Genomic DNA, 17,744 nt, shown 5'->3' on the forward strand with positions numbered 1-17,744 from the left:
TCATGTCGGCCGGTTCCGTCTTCGTGACCAAGTATGGCCCCGGCGGGGTCGATGGCCCGACTGACATGGCCGGGCTCATCGCGGATGCGGTGAAGCTCGCCGCGAAGCGTCCTTTGACCAGCGGCGTTGCCGGGCGGTTTGCGCTGGATCAGGCCGCCGACGCCTACCGGGCGCTGGATTCCGGCGCTCACGGCAAAGTGCTCGTTATTCCCGGCGGCACCGCTCTCTGAGCAAGGGCTGCGGGGGGCATTCCTCCAACAAGCAAAGCCGGAATCCCTCCTGGAGGGACATTCCGGCTTTGCTTCAAGCTTCATTTCATATGTCTAAGTACTTACCACGGCTTCGCAAAGCTCTGCCGCATTTCGTCGCAGTACTGCCGCAGCTCGGCCTTGAGCCCGTCCAACCACTCAGGGGCCTCCTCCAGCTCGCTGTTTTCCAGCGAAGCAAGCAGTCTGGCAAAGCTGTATAGTTCGGCGAATCTCCGAAACCGCGGAAAGGCCTGCAGCATAGCCTCATCCAATGGTCTGACGGAGCGGTACCCGCGCACAAAAGCCTGAAGCTGCGCCTCGCCTTCCGGGTTCTCGTCTTCCAACTGATCCGCAAGCGCCGCCGCAATATCCATAGCGAACCAATGGTACATGGAATCGTCGAAGTCGATCACGCTCAGCTGCCTGGTTTTTTCCCGCCAAAAGACGTTATCCGTCTGAAAATCGTAATGAATCAGACCGTAAGCTTCTTCCGAAGCTGGCATCGATTCCAGCCAAGCCCTCACTCTGGCAAGCTCAGCCATCGCTTCGTTCTCGTGAGGATGCCTGTGCAGGACGGTCTCCGCGAACAGGAGCGCCTCCCGCCAGCTGCGGCGCTTTCCGCCCGCCGGTTCGTACGTCTGGGACAAGGCGTGCAGAGAGGCCAGCGATCGTCCCCACGCCTCGCAAGGCAGCTCGTCAACTTCATACAGCGGCACGCCGTCGGCTTTGTTGAACACCGCACCGTAGTACCGCCCTTGCGGCAGCTGTACGGATTCGATGAGCCTGCCGTTTACGGACGGAAGCGGAATGACGCAGGGGAACCCATGCTGACGCAAGTATTGCATGAATTCCAGTTCCGCTTCGATTTGTTCCAGCGGGGTTTCCTGCCCGAATGCGAATCTTAGAAAATACGTTTTCCGTTTGTGTTTAAAAGCGTACACAAAGGTCGAGCTTGCTCTCCAAAATTTTAATGTCCCTTGGTCGTGTTCCCAGTGTGCGATCAGCTCCAGAGCGACCGCGTCGGACTCCAGGCCCTGCACCATGTTTCGTAAATTCATCATTGTGGATCTGCCCCCCGCCATACCATGCGGGAGAACAAAGCCCGGTTAAGCGGCGAGTCCTCCCACCGGTATGCAAATTTGAAGTTCACTCTTCAAAATAGCGTCACTCCTTTCCTGAAGCTAAGGTATGAACCGGCTTATAAGCCATAGATAGATTACCATAAACCAGAAGCGGAATGGTGTGACTTTTTGGCTATAACCAAATTCGCCGCAAAACCGCTGGGGAAGGCTGGTGTACGAACCATTCTGCTCGCCGCACACATACAATGGCTTTTATAAATGGAGAGGAAGAGGAGAGGATGGCATGAGTGATTTCATCGACCAATTCCATCGGCATTACTATGATAGCCTGGTATGGCAGAATACGAGATGGCTTGGGGTGCAGATCCTGAAAATGCCGCTCGATTTGATGATCTATCAGGAAATTGTTTATGAGGTTCAGCCGGATCTTATTATCGAAAGCGGAACGTTTAACGGCGGCAGCACGTTGTTTTTCGCCTCGATGCTTGAACTGATCGGGAAGGGGAGGGTCGTTTCGATCGATGTCGCGCCGCAAGCCGATCTGCCGGTTCATCCCCGAATTACGTACGTCCGGGGCTCTTCGACGGATGGCGAGGTCATCCGGCAGGTGAACGCCATGAGAAATCCCGGCGACGTCGTTCTCGTCAATCTGGACTCGGATCATTCCGCACCGCATGTTCTTAGCGAACTGAGAGTCTACAGCCATTTTGTGACGACAGGAAGCTATCTCATCGTCGAAGATACGAACATTCACGGACACCCCGTGCTTCCGAGCCACGGTCCTGGCCCGATGGAAGCACTGGACGCGTTTCTTCAAGAAAACGACCGGTTTGCAGTCGACGAAAGCCGGCATAAATTTTTCGTAACCTTCAATCCGAGAGGCTATTTGCGCAAAATAAAATGAGGCGCTGCCCCCATTGAGGGTCAATTGTTCTACAGGAGGATCGGCTTATAGGCCAGCGCTTTGTCTACAATCTCCTCGGCCGACAAATCTTCGTCGCTCCAAAAAATATAATCGCTGATGCTCGGGTCCGCGACCGAACTCGTAATCATATCCAGCCAAATGTCCATTTCCCACTCTTCTCCCGAGCACTGCATCACTTGTTCCACGAGCCCGATCAGTTCCTCCCTGCTCAATTCTCCCAGCAGGACCGGTCGGTGATGGAACAGTCTCCTGGCGACAAACTCGGCGCCTTCGTCGGTATGTAACAGCAGCTCTTCAACATCCGGATAGGTGACATTGGCCTTGAGCAGCTTCAGCTTTTCTTCGTACGGCTCCCCGGAATCCTGGGCGTTCTGTATTTCCTGCACCAATTCGAAAATTTTCTCGTAAGGCAAGGTTTGCTCCATTACGTTCACGTCCTAAGCGATATTAGATATGAGAAGATTTTTGCCTTGTTGTCGATTTCCAATACGTCTTCGTTCCGTTGCATACAATAACCGCTTTGGAAGGGACTTGAATCCAGATCAGAAGCCAATTCAAAATATCCAAAGAAGACGACAACGAGTTTAAGACGATCAAAAAGAGGATGAAAGGGGAGAGCGCCCCCATTAGGCCCAGCAAGGCCGGAAGTATGATCGATATGACAATAAAGGGTAAAAGGGTAATGACGATATATCTCGTTTTGGATACTTGTTCCTCGGTATACACATATCCCCCGAACAAGGTAATGCCGACATACGTGCTCTTCGACGCGGTAAAGTTCGGGATGAGGATTAAGTGCAGCAGCTCATGAACCAAAAGCAGCGATACAATTCCCAATATACTCTTCAAGTCGATCGTGAACGATATCGAATCAGGCAAATAATTTGCGAGAGGGATAGCCGAAAACATACTTACGATACCGACGGTCACGATGAGATTGATGAGCATGAAAGGAACGGACAGGATTAGAGCGCGCATGGGAGACTTGGGCTCCTTCAGCAAGGCCCAGCCGTTGCGGATGAACTCCGCATGCTTTTGTTTATCGGTCTTCGGAAATCGGTTCCGTATCTTCATCGATTTCACTCATTTCACTCGCTAAACGAATTTAAAATATCAAGCATATTTTGACGCAAATCTTCCATTTCTTCATTCACGTACTCGTAGTGGCCGTTGATGCCCCGATGAATGATGTCGTTCATCGCCGGATGATGGTCCCGGTCCGTCGCTTGGATCAGATCGTGGGCGAAAGCGGCGGCTTGATGATCGCTGTATTGAAATGCGCGCATCAGCATCGCGATCGTCAGCGCATGCGTCTGCGGCTGATCCAGGTCATCCCGGACCGCAACCGCCATCACGGCGCCGAAGCTGAAAGCGGCGATCAGCTGCCGTTCGAACTCAGTCGTTTCGGTAAAAGGAATCTCGATCAGATCGAACAGTCTGTCCGCGAATTCCGTAATTTCAGTGAGTTGTTCCATGGAGTGACATCCTTTCCTGCCGGCAAATTTTTCAAGGTGGATCGGCGATAGCGTTCCATCCTCTGGTATATACGTAATAAGACGGGAAAAGGAAGCAAGACGGCATGAAGATTCGTGCCGGACTTTGTACGGTAGTGGCTTCCGTGCTCCGCAGACGCTACTCCTCCGTGTCCTCCGTTACCGCCTCCCGGCTGCACAAAACGGTCATCATTTCCTTGAACGAACCGAAGATCGGTCTGACGTAAGGCAGGAGATGATCCCTGTTCCTCGACGCCTCCTCGCCTAACTCGTGCAAATGATCATGCAAGAACCATACGACGGGACAGTCCCCGTCTTCTTGTCTCCGCATCGTATCGAAGCATACCGGACCTTGGCTGTCTTCGCACTCGGCAAAAGGCACATAGCCTGCCGACAGCAGCGGTTCCCAGGCACTTATTAAAAACTCCAAGGACTGGAGTTTTTCTTCCGAAGATAGCGAAGGCATCTCTATGAATTGACAATCCCCTATGTATTCTCCGTCTACTTCCGCATTATCGAATTGCAAAGACACGTAATGATAGCTCATCAAGAACGCTTTAAAAAGCGGCGGAAATTCGATCGCATATTCGCTCTCCAACGCCCGGATCTCATCTTCGCCGATGGTCGAATCCAGGGGCTTCCATTTCACCCAGCCTTCCTCGTCGACTTCTCCATCCCGCATCTCCTGCGGCACTTTTTCTTGCACATGCATAAAGGCAATATCAACGGCTCTGGAGAAATACGGCTCCAGCTGCTCTTTGATCCAAGAAACTTGTTCCATCATCGTTTGCTTGAGCTCCTTTTCCAGTTCCATTCCGGCAACCGCGCATTCTACTAGTTTACGAAATTGGTGAAGATTCTTCCAGATCAGCCCGTACTTTTGTTCGTAGAAGCACATAGAATATACCATGTCCAACAAGAAAGGATGGTGTGCTATGTCAGCCATTCACGAACATTACCGTACCTGCAAGAATTATATTAACAAACGGGTGCGAATTATTACAATCAGCGGAGAGTCGTACGAAGGGCGGATTGTCAAAGTAGACCATAACCGCGTTTACTTGCAAACGGGCTCTAACAATCGCAGTAAGGCTACCGTTTCGTTTCTTCCGTTTATCCTTCCGCTCGTCTTGTTTGACCTGTTGGCCATCGTACTCCTCGACCGGCCTTTTCGGGGACGTTTTTGCTAGCCGATACGCCCCCTCGTCCCGGGGTATTTTGGCTTGTCCGCAAGCCCGGTTCCGGCAGACTGTGATTTAGATCATATCTTCGGCCCCGTATAGACGTTACCATAAAAGTGTAAACGATCTACGGGGAGGTTTCCAATTATGCCATTCCAAAAAGTGCTAGTTGCTTTTGACGGTTCAGAGCTGTCCGTGAAGGCTCTTCAGAAAGCGATCTCCATCACCAAGGAAGATTCGGCGGAATTAATCGTCATCCATGTATATCAAACTCCGGCCCTTGCTTATGGCGGCGCCTTCGTCTCCATTCCGGCCAATCTCGATCTGGACTACGAAGAGCTGGCCCGGTCCGTGCTGAAAGAAGCGGAAGGCTTGACTACCGGCGTGTCCCGGGTGAAGCACGTGATTGAGCAAGGCCAGCCGGCCGTTACGATTCTGGAGTATGCGGAAGAAAACGGCGTCGATCTTATTATTATGGGAAGCCGTGGACTAAGCGGTCTTCGCGAGTTTGTCCTTGGCAGCGTCAGCCACAATGTCGTTCAGCACTCGAAAGTTCCGGTGCTCGTGATTAAGTAGCGGGAGCGGGTAAGCAAAGCACCTTAACGGGTGCTTTTTTTCATTTCCCACGGCGGCTCGCATCCAGTACAATATGATATAATTTGGGAATCGGCTCCTGCGGAGAGGGCAAGCCGGAAGACGTCGGATTGCACATTTGACTATATATTTCTAAAACGAAAGGTGACCTATGCCCGTATTTGTACATTTGACGCCGGAGCAGTCGATCGCAAATATCGTTCGAAACGGCATTAAGCCGAGCGAAGTCCATGCGGCCGGAGTCGGAGACGGCGTCTTTTGCATGCCGGTGATTCACGATTTTTACGCGTCGCACCAATGGCTTCGGGAGCTGAGACGATTTAACAAAAAGAACATGACCGCCGTTTATTTCAAGCTGAGCGATGACGAGACCGTCTTTTTCGGCGATTATTACCAGAAGCACCGGCAGGGGAGCGCCGGGCAGGCCGTCAAAGCTTTTTTGAACCGGGAAGACCGGATGGGCTTTCAGGTGATCGTGCCGAGAAAAATCCTCAAGAACGAAATCTTGCGAAGCAAAAAGCTGTCTCAGACGATCGGCTGGCGCTTTTACCCGAAGGCGAAAGGAACCAAGAGATGCCTCTGTCCCGGGTGCCTGCGCGGCGGTGAAATGAACGACAACAGGCTCATTTTGAGAAGGTACGAGGAGCTGCTGTCCGAGCTAAGACAAGCTGACGAGCTGGGAATCCAGTCGATTCTGAGGTCCATTTGGGTGCTGAAGATCGATCACGACCGTCGTATCAAGGACTTTCGGCCGTTGTTGTTCCTGAAGGGTTCGTCCAATCCGGACGTCCTGATCGAGTTCGCTGCAGTGATCTCCAAGTTTCGGGGCCCCGAAATCGACGGAATTTTGCGGGAGCTGATGGAGCATCCTAACCCCGATGTGAAGGCTGCGAGCGCAGAGGAATGGCTCCGAATCAAGGAAAGGAGGGAATACGAATGAATTTTACCGCTGACGAGGTTGCCGAGTGGATGCTGAATGAAGTGAAGTCCGCGGGCATTCTTTATCAAAGCGATGCCGTGCGGCATATCTCCGCTCATTTTGGCGAGGCGTTTATTTATGTCAACGAGAACGGGAACGCGTCCATCGATAAGGAAGTGAAGAAGGCGTTCAAGAAGCTGCACAAGGGAAGGGTAGCCTGGGACCGGGACGCTTTCTTCTGGGGCTGGACGTAGGAGGAGCACATGTTATTACCGCATAGATTCAAAAAAGACGGAGAAATCGAGAAGAAGCTTATTACGTATTTAACCGATAAGGAAAGCTACGAATTAGTCTCGGACGGCGTGGCGCGGTCTGCAGATCAGCCGAAGCGCTTCACCCTTGACGAAGCGATAGAAATCTACAATCGGTTTGTGGAGGCGGACATGGCCTGGATGGGCGTCAGGCACCGGGAGCCTATGATGTACCATTTTGCCGTTCGGATCGATCCCCGGGAAAGCAAGGCGTACTTAATGGAATATCTCGATATCTTCAACGAAGAAAAGAACTTTCACTTGAAGCACATGCTCGAAATTTTGCATTGGGAAGAAGGGATACGGAGCTTACAAGTTCCGTTACGGCTTACCGAGACGGGGGATGATTATTTTTCCGTCGAATATGACCGGCAGGGCTATACGATCTTGGCAAAAAAGGCATAAGCTATGGAAATCCGGAAGGAGGGCGGCTCCCGCGAAGAGAAGCAGCCCTCTTTTTTCTATGAAATGAGTTTAAGTCCGATGGCGGACGCGAGGATCAGGCCGATGAACAAGATCCGCCTCCATTCCTTCGGCTCGCCGAAGACGAACATTCCGAGCAGCGTGCTTCCTGCGGTTCCGATGCCGGTCCATACGGCGTAGGCGGTGCCCATCGAGATGTGGTTCATGGCGAGCGACAATAACGAGAAGCTTGTTCCGAGCGTGACGATAAGGAACGTGTACGAGGTCCAGTGGCGATGCCCTGTTACGCGTTTGAGGGCAACAACGCCGATGACCTCGCACAGCCCGGCGGCCAGCAGAGCAGCCCATGCCATCACGCCTCACCGCCTTTGGCCTCGGCATCCTTCGTAACGAGCTTAAGCCCCAGAACGCCGGCAGCCAGCGCAGCGATGAGCACGAGCTTGAGCGGATGAGCCGATTCCCCGAAAAGCACAACTTCGGTAATAACCGTCCCGGCCGTGCCGAGTCCCGTAAACATCACGTACACCGTACCGATGGGCAATTTGGCGGCCGAATCCAGAAAGGCTTTGAAGCTAAATACAATAAATACGAGGGTGAGCAGCCATTCCCACCACGCCGTCGAATGCTTCAGGCCTGTGACCCAGACGACCTCCGTTGCCCCGGCCAATATTAACAACCACCATGCTTTGTTCATCCCTTGCTTTTCTCCTCCTTGCTTGCTTAGAAACGCTTGATGTCATTGTAATTCAATAGAGGCATATCGTATAATGATCAATATTGATAAAGGTATCATTATTTTTGATATATAAACGGAGGGATGTCCGGTGGAATTGACGGATCTTAAAGTGTTTGCAGTCATTGCCGAGGAGGGCAGCATATCCCGCGCCGCAGAACGGCTGGGCTACGTCCAATCGAATGTGACCGCGAGAATCCGGAAGCTGGAGTCTGAGCTGGGGGTCCCGTTATTTCATCGGCATCCGAAAGGCGTTGTCCTGACGGAAAAAGGCGGCGCTTTTCGCGATTACGCCCTAACGATCTTGAATTTGTCCGAAGAAGCGGTGAGAGCGGTGCGGGAGACGGATTATCCGAGCGGCCCGCTGGCAATTGGGGTGGTGGAAACCGTAAATTGCCGTAATTTAATGAAAGCTCTGGCAGATTTTCAAGCCTGGTATCCCGGCGTCTCTCTCTCGATCACGACCGGAGCTTCCGCGGATTTGCTTGCCAAATTGCTGAATCATCAACTCGACGGAACGTTCGTTACCGGTGAGATCGATTCATCCAAGCTGGTTTTCGAACATACGGCAAAAGACGAGCTCCGGCTGCTGACCCGGACGACCGGGGAGACATACCCGGATCTGGCCCATACGAAATGGGCCGTTTCTCCGAAGGGCTGTCCGTTCCGGGCGGTTCTGGAAGCGTGGCTTCGCAGCGAAGGGATTCCTTTGGCCAATATGCTGGAAGTAAGCTCTCTGGAAACGCTTCTGAGCTGCGTGCGTTCCGGACTTGCCGCTACGCTGCTGCCCCAATCCGTACTATCCGGGGAGTTCGAGGAGTTGGGAAGCTACCCGGTTCCGGAAGCGTTCCGCTATACGACTACAAGCTTCGTCCGCCGCAACGATGGATTTTCGAGCAGAGCTTGTGCCGCTTTTGTCGAGATGGTAAAGGTGAACGGGCTGTAACCGCCCTTATCCTTCCTTCGCTTTTATGCAAGCAGGTGTCGGTTTTCATAAACCGTTACTTCGCAGACCGGTTCAAAGCCCGATCGCTTATAAATATTAATGCCGTCCGGCGAAGCTTGTAGTACGCACCAGCCGGTGCGGAGCTTCCGGGCTTCCGCAAGCAGGAAGTTAAACATGGCGGACCCGAAGCCTCTTCCCCGGCATTCCTGCCTCGTGGCAATGTCGTAGATGCCGACGCTATCGGGAGCGAAAATCAGACAGCCCGTAGCCACGATCTCATCCCGAACCGATCCGATGTACAGCTTCATGACGGAATGGTTCAGCAGAAGGGAAGCGGGCATCCTCTTATAATATAACCGAACATTGGCGGCTTCCGCCGATTCGCCGAACAAAGAAGTCAGCACGTCCCCGTATTGTTCGATTTCCCGGACCGTCGCCACCTCCTTCAGCCTCAGCTCCGCCGGACAATTCGTATCCGGCCGCAAAGCGTCCAAGTCGGCATACATGGCGACATTCGTCTCCGCTTCGTTCAGCCCCAGACTTCTTAACGTTTCAAACGTGCAGCTACTGCGATCCTCCCACGACCACAGCGCCATAGGGTATTGCTTCTTGTTGAAGTATTCAACGGTTTCTTCGATCAGACCGGTGTCCGACGGTTTCACCTGCTCCTTCAGCCATACCGAATTGTTGAACGTATCGGACGGCAGTCCGCAATCCACGCGAATAAAATCCGCCGTTTCGCGGACATTCATCTCACCAGACTCCTTAGCGAAGCAGGTGGATTTGGTTATAAAATTCGCCCGGACGAGATGGACCAGCCGTTTAAGCTCTGTTGTCATTTGGAATTCCTCCTTGTCAAGCATTTGCCGGGGGAGGGCTGTGTGAGTTATCATCATTGTACCATTTTTTACCTATTGGTTCGCGCTGCCAAGAGATGGCTACTTCTCCGGCGCGAATACGACCAGCGGTCCGGTCATCAGATCTTCCAGGGCGCTGCCGTCGTTTAATGCATTATTAATGGCGTTAAATTCCGAGCTTTGGAATAGGATGTTTTGAATTTTCCCGTTGTCGATCTCCCCGCTGAACTTGTCCGCCACTACGCTTTGAATGACCTTATAGACCAGATTGTTGGAAAGCAAAGCCTTCTGCTGCGTTTCGTCAGGGAAAATCATGATCATTTCGTTCGAATATTGAACTTCTTTGACGATCATCCGGCAATAGACCGATGGGATCAAGCAGTACAGCTCCCACGCCAAGCGCTTGTCCTTGGTGGATTGACCGATCTTTTCGATGATTTCCTCGTGGCTTTCCGAATCGGCCTGTTCCATGATCTCGATCGCGTGACGGATGGATTGAATAAGTTCGTTCTCTTGCACCTGCGGCTGCTGCTTCTTTTTAAACATATCGAAAATTCCCACGGTATCTCCTCACCTCATGAAAAGTTATGTTAGTATTATATCGTCCAGATGGAGATTCTTGTTAACCTTGGAATGTAGTCGATAAGACTGCAAAGTATTTTAACCAAAGGAGGAGGGTTTGCGTGGCAGTAACGATCATTGCGGGAGATTTGCTAGAGGCTAAGGAAGATATCGTTGGTCACCAAGTCAATTGCCAAGCCGTCATGGGCTCGGGAGTCGCCAAATTATTAAAAACGAAGTATCCACACCTGTATACGTCCTACCTGGATTATTGCAAAGATAAGGCTCCGGAGGAGCTTCTCGGAACCCTTCAGCTTGTGGCCGTGCAAGGGAAGTTCGTCGCCAACCTATTCGGTCAATTGACCTATGGCCGCTCAAAGAAAGTGTATACGGATTATGCCGCGCTAAAAGAAGCCCTGCTCTCGTTAAAAAATTATGCGAAAGAGCACGGTTTGACGGTGGCGCTTCCCTATGGGATCGGCTGCGGGTTAGCTAATGGATCTTGGGAGATTGTGGGGAAGATGTTGGAAGAAACGTTCGACGATTACGAAGTGACGCTTTATCGAATTTGACACTTTCGCGGAGCGCAATAATGAAAATTTCAAACAATTTAGTCGGTTCTACGGGTGAATATTTTGTATGTGGAGAGCTAGGTCAACGTGGAATATTAGGGTTAATTACACCTAAAAATAACCCTTTATATGACATAGTCGCTACCAATGAGGGGGGAACCCACACAGTTCTATTGCAGGTTAAAACGATGGCAAGCACCAATAAGCAGGGATGGAAGTTAAACAAATCGATTTGTGTTAAAAAGAATATCGAGAATTTATTTGTCGTTCTGGTAAAACTAAACGGCATTGGGCAGCCAATTGACTATTTCATTTATAAGTATGACGATTTGGCGGAAATCGTGGAACGAAATTATAATCGATATATGTCTGTACCTAAACGAGACGGAAGCTCGAAAAAGGACACGGATATGCGTTGGCACAACATTAAAGATTTTACGAAAGCGGATTGGGATTGTCTTAATCATTGGGATGTCCTGGGGTTCGGATAGAACAGAGCATGAGAAAAGGAGCGGTGCTTATCGCACAACGCTCCTTAAACATCTCGTTAAAGCTGGGCTCCATACTGGCGCAGCAGCTCCGCAACGCGCTCGTTCCCTTGCCTGACGGCGAGCGCCAAGGCCGTATCTCCGCCTTCCGCCTTAACGTTGACATCGGCTCCATGCTCCAAGAGCAAGCGAATGAGCTCTGTGTTATCGTCGTGAAATGCGGCCGTATGCAGACAAGTGTGGCCGTTGCTGTCGAAGATATTTGTCCGGGCACCACGGGTCAAAAGCAGCCGGATGACCTCCGGGTCCCGTTCTCCCGCAATCGCGGCATGCAGCGCAGTATTCGAAGGAATGTAAGAAATTTTGGAATGCGACACGGCATTCACATCCGCACCATAGTCCAGCAGCACCTGTACGGCAGCTTTATTGCCGAAATGCGCCGCGAACCCTAAGGGAGTCAGCCCGTCGCCGTTTTCCGTATGGGCGAGGCTCGGATGAGTCGCCAGAATGTCTTTTAGCCGCGAGGCATCCCCTGATTGTGCCGCTTGAAACACGTCGTCAATGCTTGGAATAGGCTCCATTTTCCATTTTCCTCCATTTCCGCAGGTCGTCCGTTCTGTTCTTAACTTATCACACCGTTTGCTGCTTCTGCTCCGAGGTCACCAAGCTGCAGTAGACCTCTTGGGGTCATGGCGTTCACCATTCGAAAATGCTGTGTTCCTTATGTTTTCTGGGCCATGCAGGACATCTCCTGCTCCAAAAGTGTGTGAAAATTTACATAAAAATGGAAAAGTTCGCATCCGATATATGTACCATGAGCTGACGCATCTCTACTAGACTCGGCTTGCACGGAAAAACTTTTCAGAAAAGGTGTTGTAAAAATATGAAGATTGTATTGATCGTCATCGTGTGCATCATCGCGGCCGTAGGCGCATTACTGCTGTGGAGCAGCCGCCTAACCGCCAAAATGAATAAGGAAAGAAAAGAGTTGGAAAACAAATACGAGCTATCCAAAGACAAGCGGCGATTGCTTGCTTATGGGGCGATCCTTGCCCTGTACCGGAGAGAATCGACGCGAGTTCTTGAGATCAAATCGGATCGCGAGGAATTAAGGCAAGGCCTGGAGTCCGCTTGGGGAATCTCCGGCAGAGAAGATGCCATCGATACATTGGAATGGTTGATAAATGAAGGGCATCGAACAAGATATAACGAAGTCTATGCGGCGTTGAAATCCGGCGAGCCGATTGTGGAAGAGGAACTTGGCAAATCGAAGTCGTGTTATGAAGAAGCGAAACAGGTCATCAAAAGCAAACTGAAGTTTACCGACGAAGACTGCAACGCGATTGAAACGATTGCCGCGTGGGATTACGATCGCGCGATCAATATTGCAAGATGGAGCCATGCCTTGGATTATATTACGGAGGAAGAGGCATGGGAGTATATTGAGGAGGCGGCCAAGAAAGCCGGCAAAACGTTTCTGGACTGGAAATATTACTATATCTCGTTTGCTTTCGGCAGGGCGATTGCTTACGAAGGAAGCATTTACGATACGGTATGGGAGGCCAAAAGAGAGCTGTTCGAAGACCCTAACAGTGTCTGGAATGAATTCCCTTTTAGGCTGAGCGCTTAAGATACGTGCCTCCGGCCCCAGCGTTGAGTCGAAAAACGACTCCAGCGGCGGGCTTTTTGTCATAATGCTATGTAGAGAAAGTTGTAAGAAGTCCAAGAATTGGATATATTTTTGTAAAATGCAACCGCAAAGGAGGTGAGCGCTTGAATCGAAGCAGACCTTTGGGCGTCGTTTTAATAAGGAGTTTTTATATCTTTGGTTCTATTGTCTTGTTGTTATCGTTATTCGTGTATGAGCTGCCTTTCGAAAAGTATGGTATCGCAGCCAGATTCGCCCTGCCAGACGTTCCGGAGCATCTTGCCCGATTTCTGGTAGGGGCTGCCTCGCTAGTCTTGGCTTACGGGTACTTGAAGCTCAGCCGTTGGGGATACTGGCTTATGATTATGTACTCCGTTTATTTTCTGACCGTAAGCTGTTACCTGTTCGTCCTGTACAAGGATCAACCCTTTTTAGGAAATATTCTTTGGTCGATGATCGTAATAGCTTATAGCTACACCAAGAGAAACCGGTTTAAAAGCCCAGATGTCAGTCGCGGCTGATGTTTCGCCGATCTGCTGGTTCTTCCCGATATAGATGTCAGCAATTTGTCCAATCCGCTTTGTACAAGCTCCCATTGATCATAGGCATGGTTTAAAATCAATGGTCAGCTGCTTGTCCAATGCGGTTTTGTAAGTTGCAAACGAATTATAGCTGTGCAAATTGACCAAAGGATGGGCGGAAGCGGCGGACGTAATGGCAAAAAGAGACGCAGCAACTACAGTCGATAACAGCAGCGATTTCAAAGCTTTCACTAGGAATCCCTCCAATAATTGTATATTTTTGCTACAATGCAAGCATATAGTACGAGAGAAACAGAGACAATATATTTACCAAATATTAACAATATGTGCGATAGAGCACAGATGCACAAAAATGAATACTGGCCGACGAGACGGTTAATTCCGATAAAATAGAGAACGAGTGTATTGAAATTTTGTGAAGGATGGGGAAGGGCCAACCTACGGTGACTTAGATGAAGCTGCATTTCATAAAGAAAGAAATCAACCTGCCGGCCAAAAATTATACTGTTTTCATCCCTAACGTTCCTACGGATAACATGTTTGCTCTCGAACATACGTGTGGAAGTTATATGTTATTCGGAGACCAGAAATCTCTACAATATTTGGCGTGCTTATTTCTTGCTGCAAGTATCCATCGGGACAAGATGATCTATGTGCCGGTCACAACCCGGCTGCTCCCCCAAGATTTACAGCATTTCTCCGCCTATAACAAAAATCTGGACATGGTATTCATGCACCATTCGATCCAGTTCAACACGAAGCTCTGGAAAGAGATGAAGCAAAGAATGGTTAGAACCAAGGGGGAGCTGAAAAGCTTCGAGTGCAATCCGCGTCAATTTTCAGATTTGGGATATGAGGACTACAGCCCGTTTACCTATGCGGAGAATAAAGACACAATTTTGATAAAAAAATACGCCGACACCTTGTTTTTTTACGGGAGCAAGAAAGCATTTGAGTTTGCTTCCGGAGGCTTGGAGCCGCTGTCCAGAACCGGGGCCTCTTATTTTATGCGAAACGGCGGGCATGATCACGATCATTTAGATCTGTTTACCGCAGCACATCAGGGCTTGTGTATTGATTTCTACGATGAAGCGTTATGGAGGAAATCCAGATGAAACCAGATACTCATGAGCTCGGCCGAAGGGAACAAATGATATTGCTGCTGAAAAAAGCGGGATGGCATGAAGGCAGACATGTAGATATTTCAGGCTTTGAGCGCCGCTGCAAGGAAGCGGGCATCGATTTATTCGACAGTGCGAAAGCGTTTCTTCAAGAGTTTTCCGGTATAGACGACAGCGTTTATTTTAAATATCATCCGGACGAACCCGATTGTCGCTTTGCCGATGATTGGCATGACTATACCTTTAACTTTATTCCGGACGCTCTTGCCGAAATTAGCCGCCCTGAGGATTATAGAATTATTGTTAGCTTTGCGGGCGAGGATTGCTTTTGTCTAGGCGAATCGGGGTATTACTACCCCGCTGTTGTGGCCATTGGACGCTCCGGCAAGCTGTATTTTAAACATGATTACGAGGATACGGTCCGTGTCTTTGATACGCTGCTCGACAGCATGGAGCATGAACTGGATGGTCATGATCTCGTCATCCCGACGTTGTACGAGAAAAATGAAGTTCTGCTTCCCACCTTATGGGGAAAGCGAGTGTTTCCTGTCAAACGGCCGAATCCTTTTGTGTAAGTGTTGTACGAATACGACTACTACTTAACTTACGAGGGTGAATTATGCGAAACCATGTTCTAACTAAAATTTTATCTGCGATCTTATCCCTATTCCGAAAGAAGAGAGTCACTCTTCAGATCCCTTACGAGGTCGATCTTGAAGAGGTACAAACCTTTCACTTTATCAAGTTTGTAGATGTTTCCTACGATGAAAATAAGCTTACTGTAAAATCCAAGAATGCCGGGAGCCTATGGCTTGACTCCAAAGGCCGGTATCGTGCCGAATATACCGAAGGACCCATGCAAGGACACATTTGGGTATGGGACGGGCACCTGTTACAAAGGTACTCCCCGGAAACGAATGAATTGAGCGTCCATCCTTATGATTCCTATCCGACCCCTTACGCTTTTTTTGATCATGAAGCGTTAGAAACGGCGATGCGAAATATACAGAACAATAGCTTGGTGCCGACAAATGAGCCAAGAACTTACGAGTCGGTTACGACAAGCAGTTATATGAAAGTTCGACTAAACGAAAGCCAAACGTTGATTGAATCCATACAGCAATATAGCGAGGAGACATTAACAGGGGAATATGAGGTTGTAGCAGAGGAGCATGTTCTAAAGCCCAATTCCGAGATGTTTAAGATTAAGTTATCGGGTGAATCTAAAGTTGTGTATTATGGTCAATCCCTGCCGCAACAAGCGAGAAATTAGCTTCTCCGGCGGGGATTGCGAAACCTCATGGGATATCTTTAGGCCATAAAGATATCCCGGTTCTTCTCCCTTTCCCACACCAGCGTCATGAATACCGCAGCGACAACAGCCATCACGCTGTACGAGGCTGGTACGAGCAAAGAAAATTCCTCTCGTAGTATTGTCTTATTGCATGACAAGCTTAACCACGCTATTGTAGAAGTTTTCCGTAAAGAAATATCCCAACTTGCTCAGCAAAACACCTTCCGTTGGAGAGTGCAAATGATTGAATGATTCGAAGCTTTTTTTATTCCCAATCTCGTAAACCGTGCACTTTTCCCAGGCCTGATCCATGGACGGGAATTTTTCGCATGGGATGACCAGCACTTCGGTCTTTCCTTCCTCTTCGGCGGAAGCCATCAGAATGTAAAAGTAGTTATTTTTGTTGAGGTAAGTGATGTCCTGCACGGCATTGGTCCTCCGTTGTATGTTGATTATTAAAGTCCCGAATCCCCGGGATGTGGTATAATTTTACTACAAAAACAAATCCATAATAAAGGAGTTTGTCGGTGAAATCGGAGGCCAAGATTCGACTGCTGCTGTTGGTCAGCATTTTACTCATTACCATTTTCCCGCTGATCTTGAATTCCGTATACCTGTTTTCAGGCGCCAAAAGCGGCACGCATCCCAATTTTATTTATAGCATTCTATGGGAAACGCTTTCGCTGAGCCTGCTTTATTTTGTCCTGCATAGGCAAGGACGCAGCTTGAAAGACATAGGTTTTGAATTTCGTAAAACGGATATCTTTCACGCGTTATTGCTTTATATGGCTGTGTATTTTGTTGTTATTATAGCCGTTACGATATCCCCCAGTTTTTTGCAGGCTCCCCAAAACGTCGATTTTCTACGAACGAAAATGACCGTAAGCTATTTTGCGTTCATCGTTATCAATCCTTTTTTCGAAGAATTAATTGTTCGTGCTTATACGATGACTGAGCTGAACTTCTTGATCAAAAAAGAAGAAATAACTGTTTTGGCCAGTACCGTCATTCAGACTTCGTACCATCTGTATCAAGGCTTAATCCCCGCGCTGTATACCGGAATCGTATTTTTTGTTTTTTCAATTTACTTTGCGAAAACAAGGAAGATCGTTCCTGTTATTATGGTACACTTGCTTTTGGATATGACGGCAATCTCCCAACTGGGAAAACCGTAACAACGCAGGTATTTTATTAGTAATGGCAAGTGTATTTTCGGGTGATTGATGAGGAGGAAGATTGTTGATCAACATGGATTCTGTATCGGAGAATATATCCAACGGGTCGCCTCCGGCTCCAAGACCATGGGTCCGGTTCTGGGCAAGAAGCTTCGATGTTTATACATTTGGCATTGCTGTCGGTATCCTATGGGCTCTTATTGATGCGGAAAGTCTGGATAATGTAAACAATACGCTGCTATCGGTACTGTTAAGCTTTAGTTGGTTGTTTGTAGAAGGAGCCTGCTTAGCCATCTTTGGGACGACGTTGGGGAAATGGTTATTGAAGATTACCATTGTAAATCATCAAGGACAGAAATTAACGCCAGCCCAGGCGTTTCAGCGCAGCAGATTGGTTTGGTGGAGAGGGACGGGACTCGGTATAGGAATACCCAATTTAATAGCGTGCATTCTTGGCCATTCTCGACTAGTAAGAGAAGGAATGACAACGTGGGACCGAGATATGGGCAATACGATCGTACACGGAGAAATTAGCTGGTGGAGAGGCTTGATTGTCGGAATGGCGCTGGTATCGACGTTTGCTTTTAGCGTATATGGTTATTTCCTTTGAAATAATAGAACAGGAGAAGAG

29 protein-coding genes are annotated in these 17,744 nt (G+C 49.4%); 17 read left to right on the plus strand and 12 right to left on the minus strand.

Annotated elements, in window-relative coordinates:
• Window positions 1-230 (plus strand): hypothetical protein (locus QJ48_RS28130; protein ID WP_237763089.1); only part of this gene is annotated, 230 nt, incomplete at its 5' end.
• Between the two features lie 101 nt (window positions 231-331).
• Here the strand turns inward: QJ48_RS28130 and QJ48_RS28135 are convergent.
• Window positions 332-1,309, minus strand: coding sequence for a phosphotransferase enzyme family protein (locus QJ48_RS28135; protein ID WP_054976696.1), 978 nt, complete (start codon window positions 1,307-1,309; stop codon window positions 332-334).
• 304 nt (window positions 1,310-1,613) lie between these two features.
• Here QJ48_RS28135 and QJ48_RS28140 point away from each other — a divergent pair, with 304 nt between their 5' ends.
• Window positions 1,614-2,234, plus strand: a complete 621-nt coding sequence (locus QJ48_RS28140; protein WP_054976697.1) for a CmcI family methyltransferase — start codon at window positions 1,614-1,616, stop codon at window positions 2,232-2,234.
• A gap of 29 nt (window positions 2,235-2,263) precedes the next feature.
• On the opposite strand, the gene QJ48_RS28145 is transcribed toward QJ48_RS28140, so the two are convergent.
• The 4 genes from QJ48_RS28145 to QJ48_RS28160 all read right to left on the minus strand — a co-directional run bounded on the left by QJ48_RS28145 (window position 2,264) and on the right by QJ48_RS28160 (window position 4,562).
• Window positions 2,264-2,680 carry an e9imm peptide gene (locus QJ48_RS28145; RefSeq protein ID WP_082420714.1) on the minus strand — a complete coding sequence of 139 codons (417 nt, stop codon included), beginning with the start codon at window positions 2,678-2,680 and terminating at the stop codon, window positions 2,264-2,266.
• 22 nt (window positions 2,681-2,702) lie between these two features.
• The gene (locus QJ48_RS28150) at window positions 2,703-3,329 is read right to left on the minus strand and encodes a DUF3267 domain-containing protein (RefSeq protein WP_054976699.1); all 627 of its coding nucleotides are present in this window, start codon (window positions 3,327-3,329) and stop codon (window positions 2,703-2,705) included.
• A 14-nt stretch (window positions 3,330-3,343) separates the two neighbouring features.
• A complete protein-coding gene (gene imm48, locus QJ48_RS28155; RefSeq protein WP_054976700.1) occupies window positions 3,344-3,730 on the minus strand; it encodes an Imm48 family immunity protein in 387 nt (128 codons plus the stop codon).
• Between the two features lie 157 nt (window positions 3,731-3,887).
• On the minus strand, window positions 3,888-4,562 hold the full coding sequence (locus QJ48_RS28160) for an SMI1/KNR4 family protein (RefSeq protein ID WP_237763090.1): 675 nt from the start codon (window positions 4,560-4,562) through the stop codon (window positions 3,888-3,890).
• Window positions 4,563-4,683: 121 nt separating this feature from the next.
• Between QJ48_RS28160 and QJ48_RS28165 the strand changes: the two genes are divergently transcribed.
• The 5 genes from QJ48_RS28165 (at window position 4,684) to QJ48_RS28185 (ending at window position 7,158) form a co-directional block, all read left to right on the plus strand.
• Complete coding sequence (locus QJ48_RS28165) at window positions 4,684-4,938, plus strand: hypothetical protein (RefSeq protein ID WP_054976701.1); 255 nt, start codon at window positions 4,684-4,686, stop codon at window positions 4,936-4,938.
• 138 nt (window positions 4,939-5,076) lie between these two features.
• The gene (locus tag QJ48_RS28170; RefSeq protein WP_054976702.1) at window positions 5,077-5,505 is read left to right on the plus strand and encodes a universal stress protein; all 429 of its coding nucleotides are present in this window, start codon (window positions 5,077-5,079) and stop codon (window positions 5,503-5,505) included.
• Between the two features lie 169 nt (window positions 5,506-5,674).
• Window positions 5,675-6,463, plus strand: coding sequence for a HEAT repeat domain-containing protein (locus QJ48_RS28175; protein WP_054976703.1), 789 nt, complete (start codon window positions 5,675-5,677; stop codon window positions 6,461-6,463).
• Entirely contained in the window at window positions 6,460-6,696 is a 237-nt protein-coding gene (locus QJ48_RS28180; protein ID WP_054976704.1) for a DUF6953 family protein, read from the plus strand. The genes QJ48_RS28175 and QJ48_RS28180 overlap by 4 nt, the downstream gene beginning before the upstream one ends.
• A 9-nt stretch (window positions 6,697-6,705) precedes the next feature.
• The gene (locus tag QJ48_RS28185) at window positions 6,706-7,158 is read left to right on the plus strand and encodes a hypothetical protein (protein ID WP_054976705.1); all 453 of its coding nucleotides are present in this window, start codon (window positions 6,706-6,708) and stop codon (window positions 7,156-7,158) included.
• A gap of 56 nt (window positions 7,159-7,214) precedes the next feature.
• Here QJ48_RS28185 and QJ48_RS28190 read toward each other — a convergent pair whose 3' ends face one another.
• The gene (locus tag QJ48_RS28190; protein ID WP_054976706.1) at window positions 7,215-7,529 is read right to left on the minus strand and encodes a multidrug efflux SMR transporter; all 315 of its coding nucleotides are present in this window, start codon (window positions 7,527-7,529) and stop codon (window positions 7,215-7,217) included.
• Window positions 7,529-7,870 (minus strand): multidrug efflux SMR transporter, encoded by a 342-nt coding sequence (locus QJ48_RS28195; RefSeq protein WP_054976707.1) that lies wholly within the window; start codon window positions 7,868-7,870, stop codon window positions 7,529-7,531. Before QJ48_RS28195 ends, QJ48_RS28190 begins: the two co-directional genes overlap by 1 nt.
• Before the next feature lie 130 nt (window positions 7,871-8,000).
• Here QJ48_RS28195 and QJ48_RS28200 point away from each other — a divergent pair, with 130 nt between their 5' ends.
• A complete protein-coding gene (locus QJ48_RS28200) occupies window positions 8,001-8,855 on the plus strand; it encodes a LysR family transcriptional regulator (RefSeq protein WP_054976708.1) in 855 nt (284 codons plus the stop codon).
• A 23-nt stretch (window positions 8,856-8,878) separates the two neighbouring features.
• On the opposite strand, the gene QJ48_RS28205 is transcribed toward QJ48_RS28200, so the two are convergent.
• Together QJ48_RS28205 and QJ48_RS28210 are read right to left on the minus strand one after the other, a co-directional pair.
• Window positions 8,879-9,694, minus strand: coding sequence for a GNAT family N-acetyltransferase (locus QJ48_RS28205; protein ID WP_054976709.1), 816 nt, complete (start codon window positions 9,692-9,694; stop codon window positions 8,879-8,881).
• A gap of 99 nt (window positions 9,695-9,793) precedes the next feature.
• Window positions 9,794-10,273, minus strand: coding sequence for a hypothetical protein (locus QJ48_RS28210; protein WP_054976710.1), 480 nt, complete (start codon window positions 10,271-10,273; stop codon window positions 9,794-9,796).
• Window positions 10,274-10,395: 122 nt separating this feature from the next.
• On the opposite strand from QJ48_RS28210, the gene QJ48_RS28215 reads away from it, so the two are divergent.
• Both QJ48_RS28215 and QJ48_RS28220 read left to right on the plus strand, forming a co-directional pair.
• Window positions 10,396-10,845, plus strand: a complete 450-nt coding sequence (locus QJ48_RS28215) for a macro domain-containing protein (RefSeq protein ID WP_054976711.1) — start codon at window positions 10,396-10,398, stop codon at window positions 10,843-10,845.
• Between the two features lie 20 nt (window positions 10,846-10,865).
• Window positions 10,866-11,336: a hypothetical protein gene (locus QJ48_RS28220; RefSeq protein ID WP_054976712.1), complete on the plus strand. Its 471-nt coding sequence runs from the start codon at window positions 10,866-10,868 to the stop codon at window positions 11,334-11,336.
• 56 nt (window positions 11,337-11,392) lie between these two features.
• Here the strand turns inward: QJ48_RS28220 and QJ48_RS28225 are convergent, their stop codons facing one another.
• Window positions 11,393-11,914, minus strand: coding sequence for an ankyrin repeat domain-containing protein (locus QJ48_RS28225; protein ID WP_054976713.1), 522 nt, complete (start codon window positions 11,912-11,914; stop codon window positions 11,393-11,395).
• 302 nt (window positions 11,915-12,216) lie between these two features.
• Between QJ48_RS28225 and QJ48_RS28230 the strand changes: the two genes are divergently transcribed.
• On the plus strand, window positions 12,217-12,963 hold the full coding sequence (locus QJ48_RS28230; protein WP_054976714.1) for a DUF1266 domain-containing protein: 747 nt from the start codon (window positions 12,217-12,219) through the stop codon (window positions 12,961-12,963).
• Between the two features lie 143 nt (window positions 12,964-13,106).
• Window positions 13,107-13,502, plus strand: a complete 396-nt coding sequence (locus tag QJ48_RS28235; protein WP_054976715.1) for a hypothetical protein — start codon at window positions 13,107-13,109, stop codon at window positions 13,500-13,502.
• Between the two features lie 78 nt (window positions 13,503-13,580).
• Here QJ48_RS28235 and QJ48_RS37115 read toward each other — a convergent pair whose 3' ends face one another.
• Complete coding sequence (locus tag QJ48_RS37115; protein WP_157261778.1) at window positions 13,581-13,754, minus strand: hypothetical protein; 174 nt, start codon at window positions 13,752-13,754, stop codon at window positions 13,581-13,583.
• Window positions 13,755-14,092: 338 nt separating this feature from the next.
• On the opposite strand from QJ48_RS37115, the gene QJ48_RS28240 reads away from it, so the two are divergent.
• The 3 genes from QJ48_RS28240 to QJ48_RS28250 are packed head-to-tail and all read left to right on the plus strand — an operon-like array spanning window position 14,093 to window position 15,917.
• The gene (locus QJ48_RS28240) at window positions 14,093-14,638 is read left to right on the plus strand and encodes a hypothetical protein (RefSeq protein ID WP_237763091.1); all 546 of its coding nucleotides are present in this window, start codon (window positions 14,093-14,095) and stop codon (window positions 14,636-14,638) included.
• Window positions 14,635-15,219, plus strand: a complete 585-nt coding sequence (locus QJ48_RS28245) for an SUKH-3 domain-containing protein (protein ID WP_054976717.1) — start codon at window positions 14,635-14,637, stop codon at window positions 15,217-15,219. Before QJ48_RS28240 ends, QJ48_RS28245 begins: the two co-directional genes overlap by 4 nt.
• Window positions 15,220-15,263: 44 nt before the next feature.
• Window positions 15,264-15,917, plus strand: coding sequence for a hypothetical protein (locus tag QJ48_RS28250; protein WP_054976718.1), 654 nt, complete (start codon window positions 15,264-15,266; stop codon window positions 15,915-15,917).
• 165 nt (window positions 15,918-16,082) lie between these two features.
• Here the strand turns inward: QJ48_RS28250 and QJ48_RS28255 are convergent, their stop codons facing one another.
• Window positions 16,083-16,364, minus strand: coding sequence for a hypothetical protein (locus QJ48_RS28255; protein WP_054976719.1), 282 nt, complete (start codon window positions 16,362-16,364; stop codon window positions 16,083-16,085).
• A 101-nt stretch (window positions 16,365-16,465) separates the two neighbouring features.
• Here QJ48_RS28255 and QJ48_RS28260 point away from each other — a divergent pair, with 101 nt between their 5' ends.
• Both QJ48_RS28260 and QJ48_RS28265 read left to right on the plus strand, forming a co-directional pair.
• Window positions 16,466-17,113 carry a CPBP family intramembrane glutamic endopeptidase gene (locus tag QJ48_RS28260; protein ID WP_054976720.1) on the plus strand — a complete coding sequence of 216 codons (648 nt, stop codon included), beginning with the start codon at window positions 16,466-16,468 and terminating at the stop codon, window positions 17,111-17,113.
• 73 nt (window positions 17,114-17,186) lie between these two features.
• Window positions 17,187-17,723, plus strand: coding sequence for an RDD family protein (locus QJ48_RS28265; protein ID WP_237763092.1), 537 nt, complete (start codon window positions 17,187-17,189; stop codon window positions 17,721-17,723).
• Window positions 17,724-17,744 lie beyond the last annotated feature (21 nt).

Source organism: Paenibacillus sp. A3 (assembly GCF_001399685.1).
Taxonomy (GTDB): domain Bacteria; phylum Bacillota; class Bacilli; order Paenibacillales; family NBRC-103111; genus Paenibacillus_G.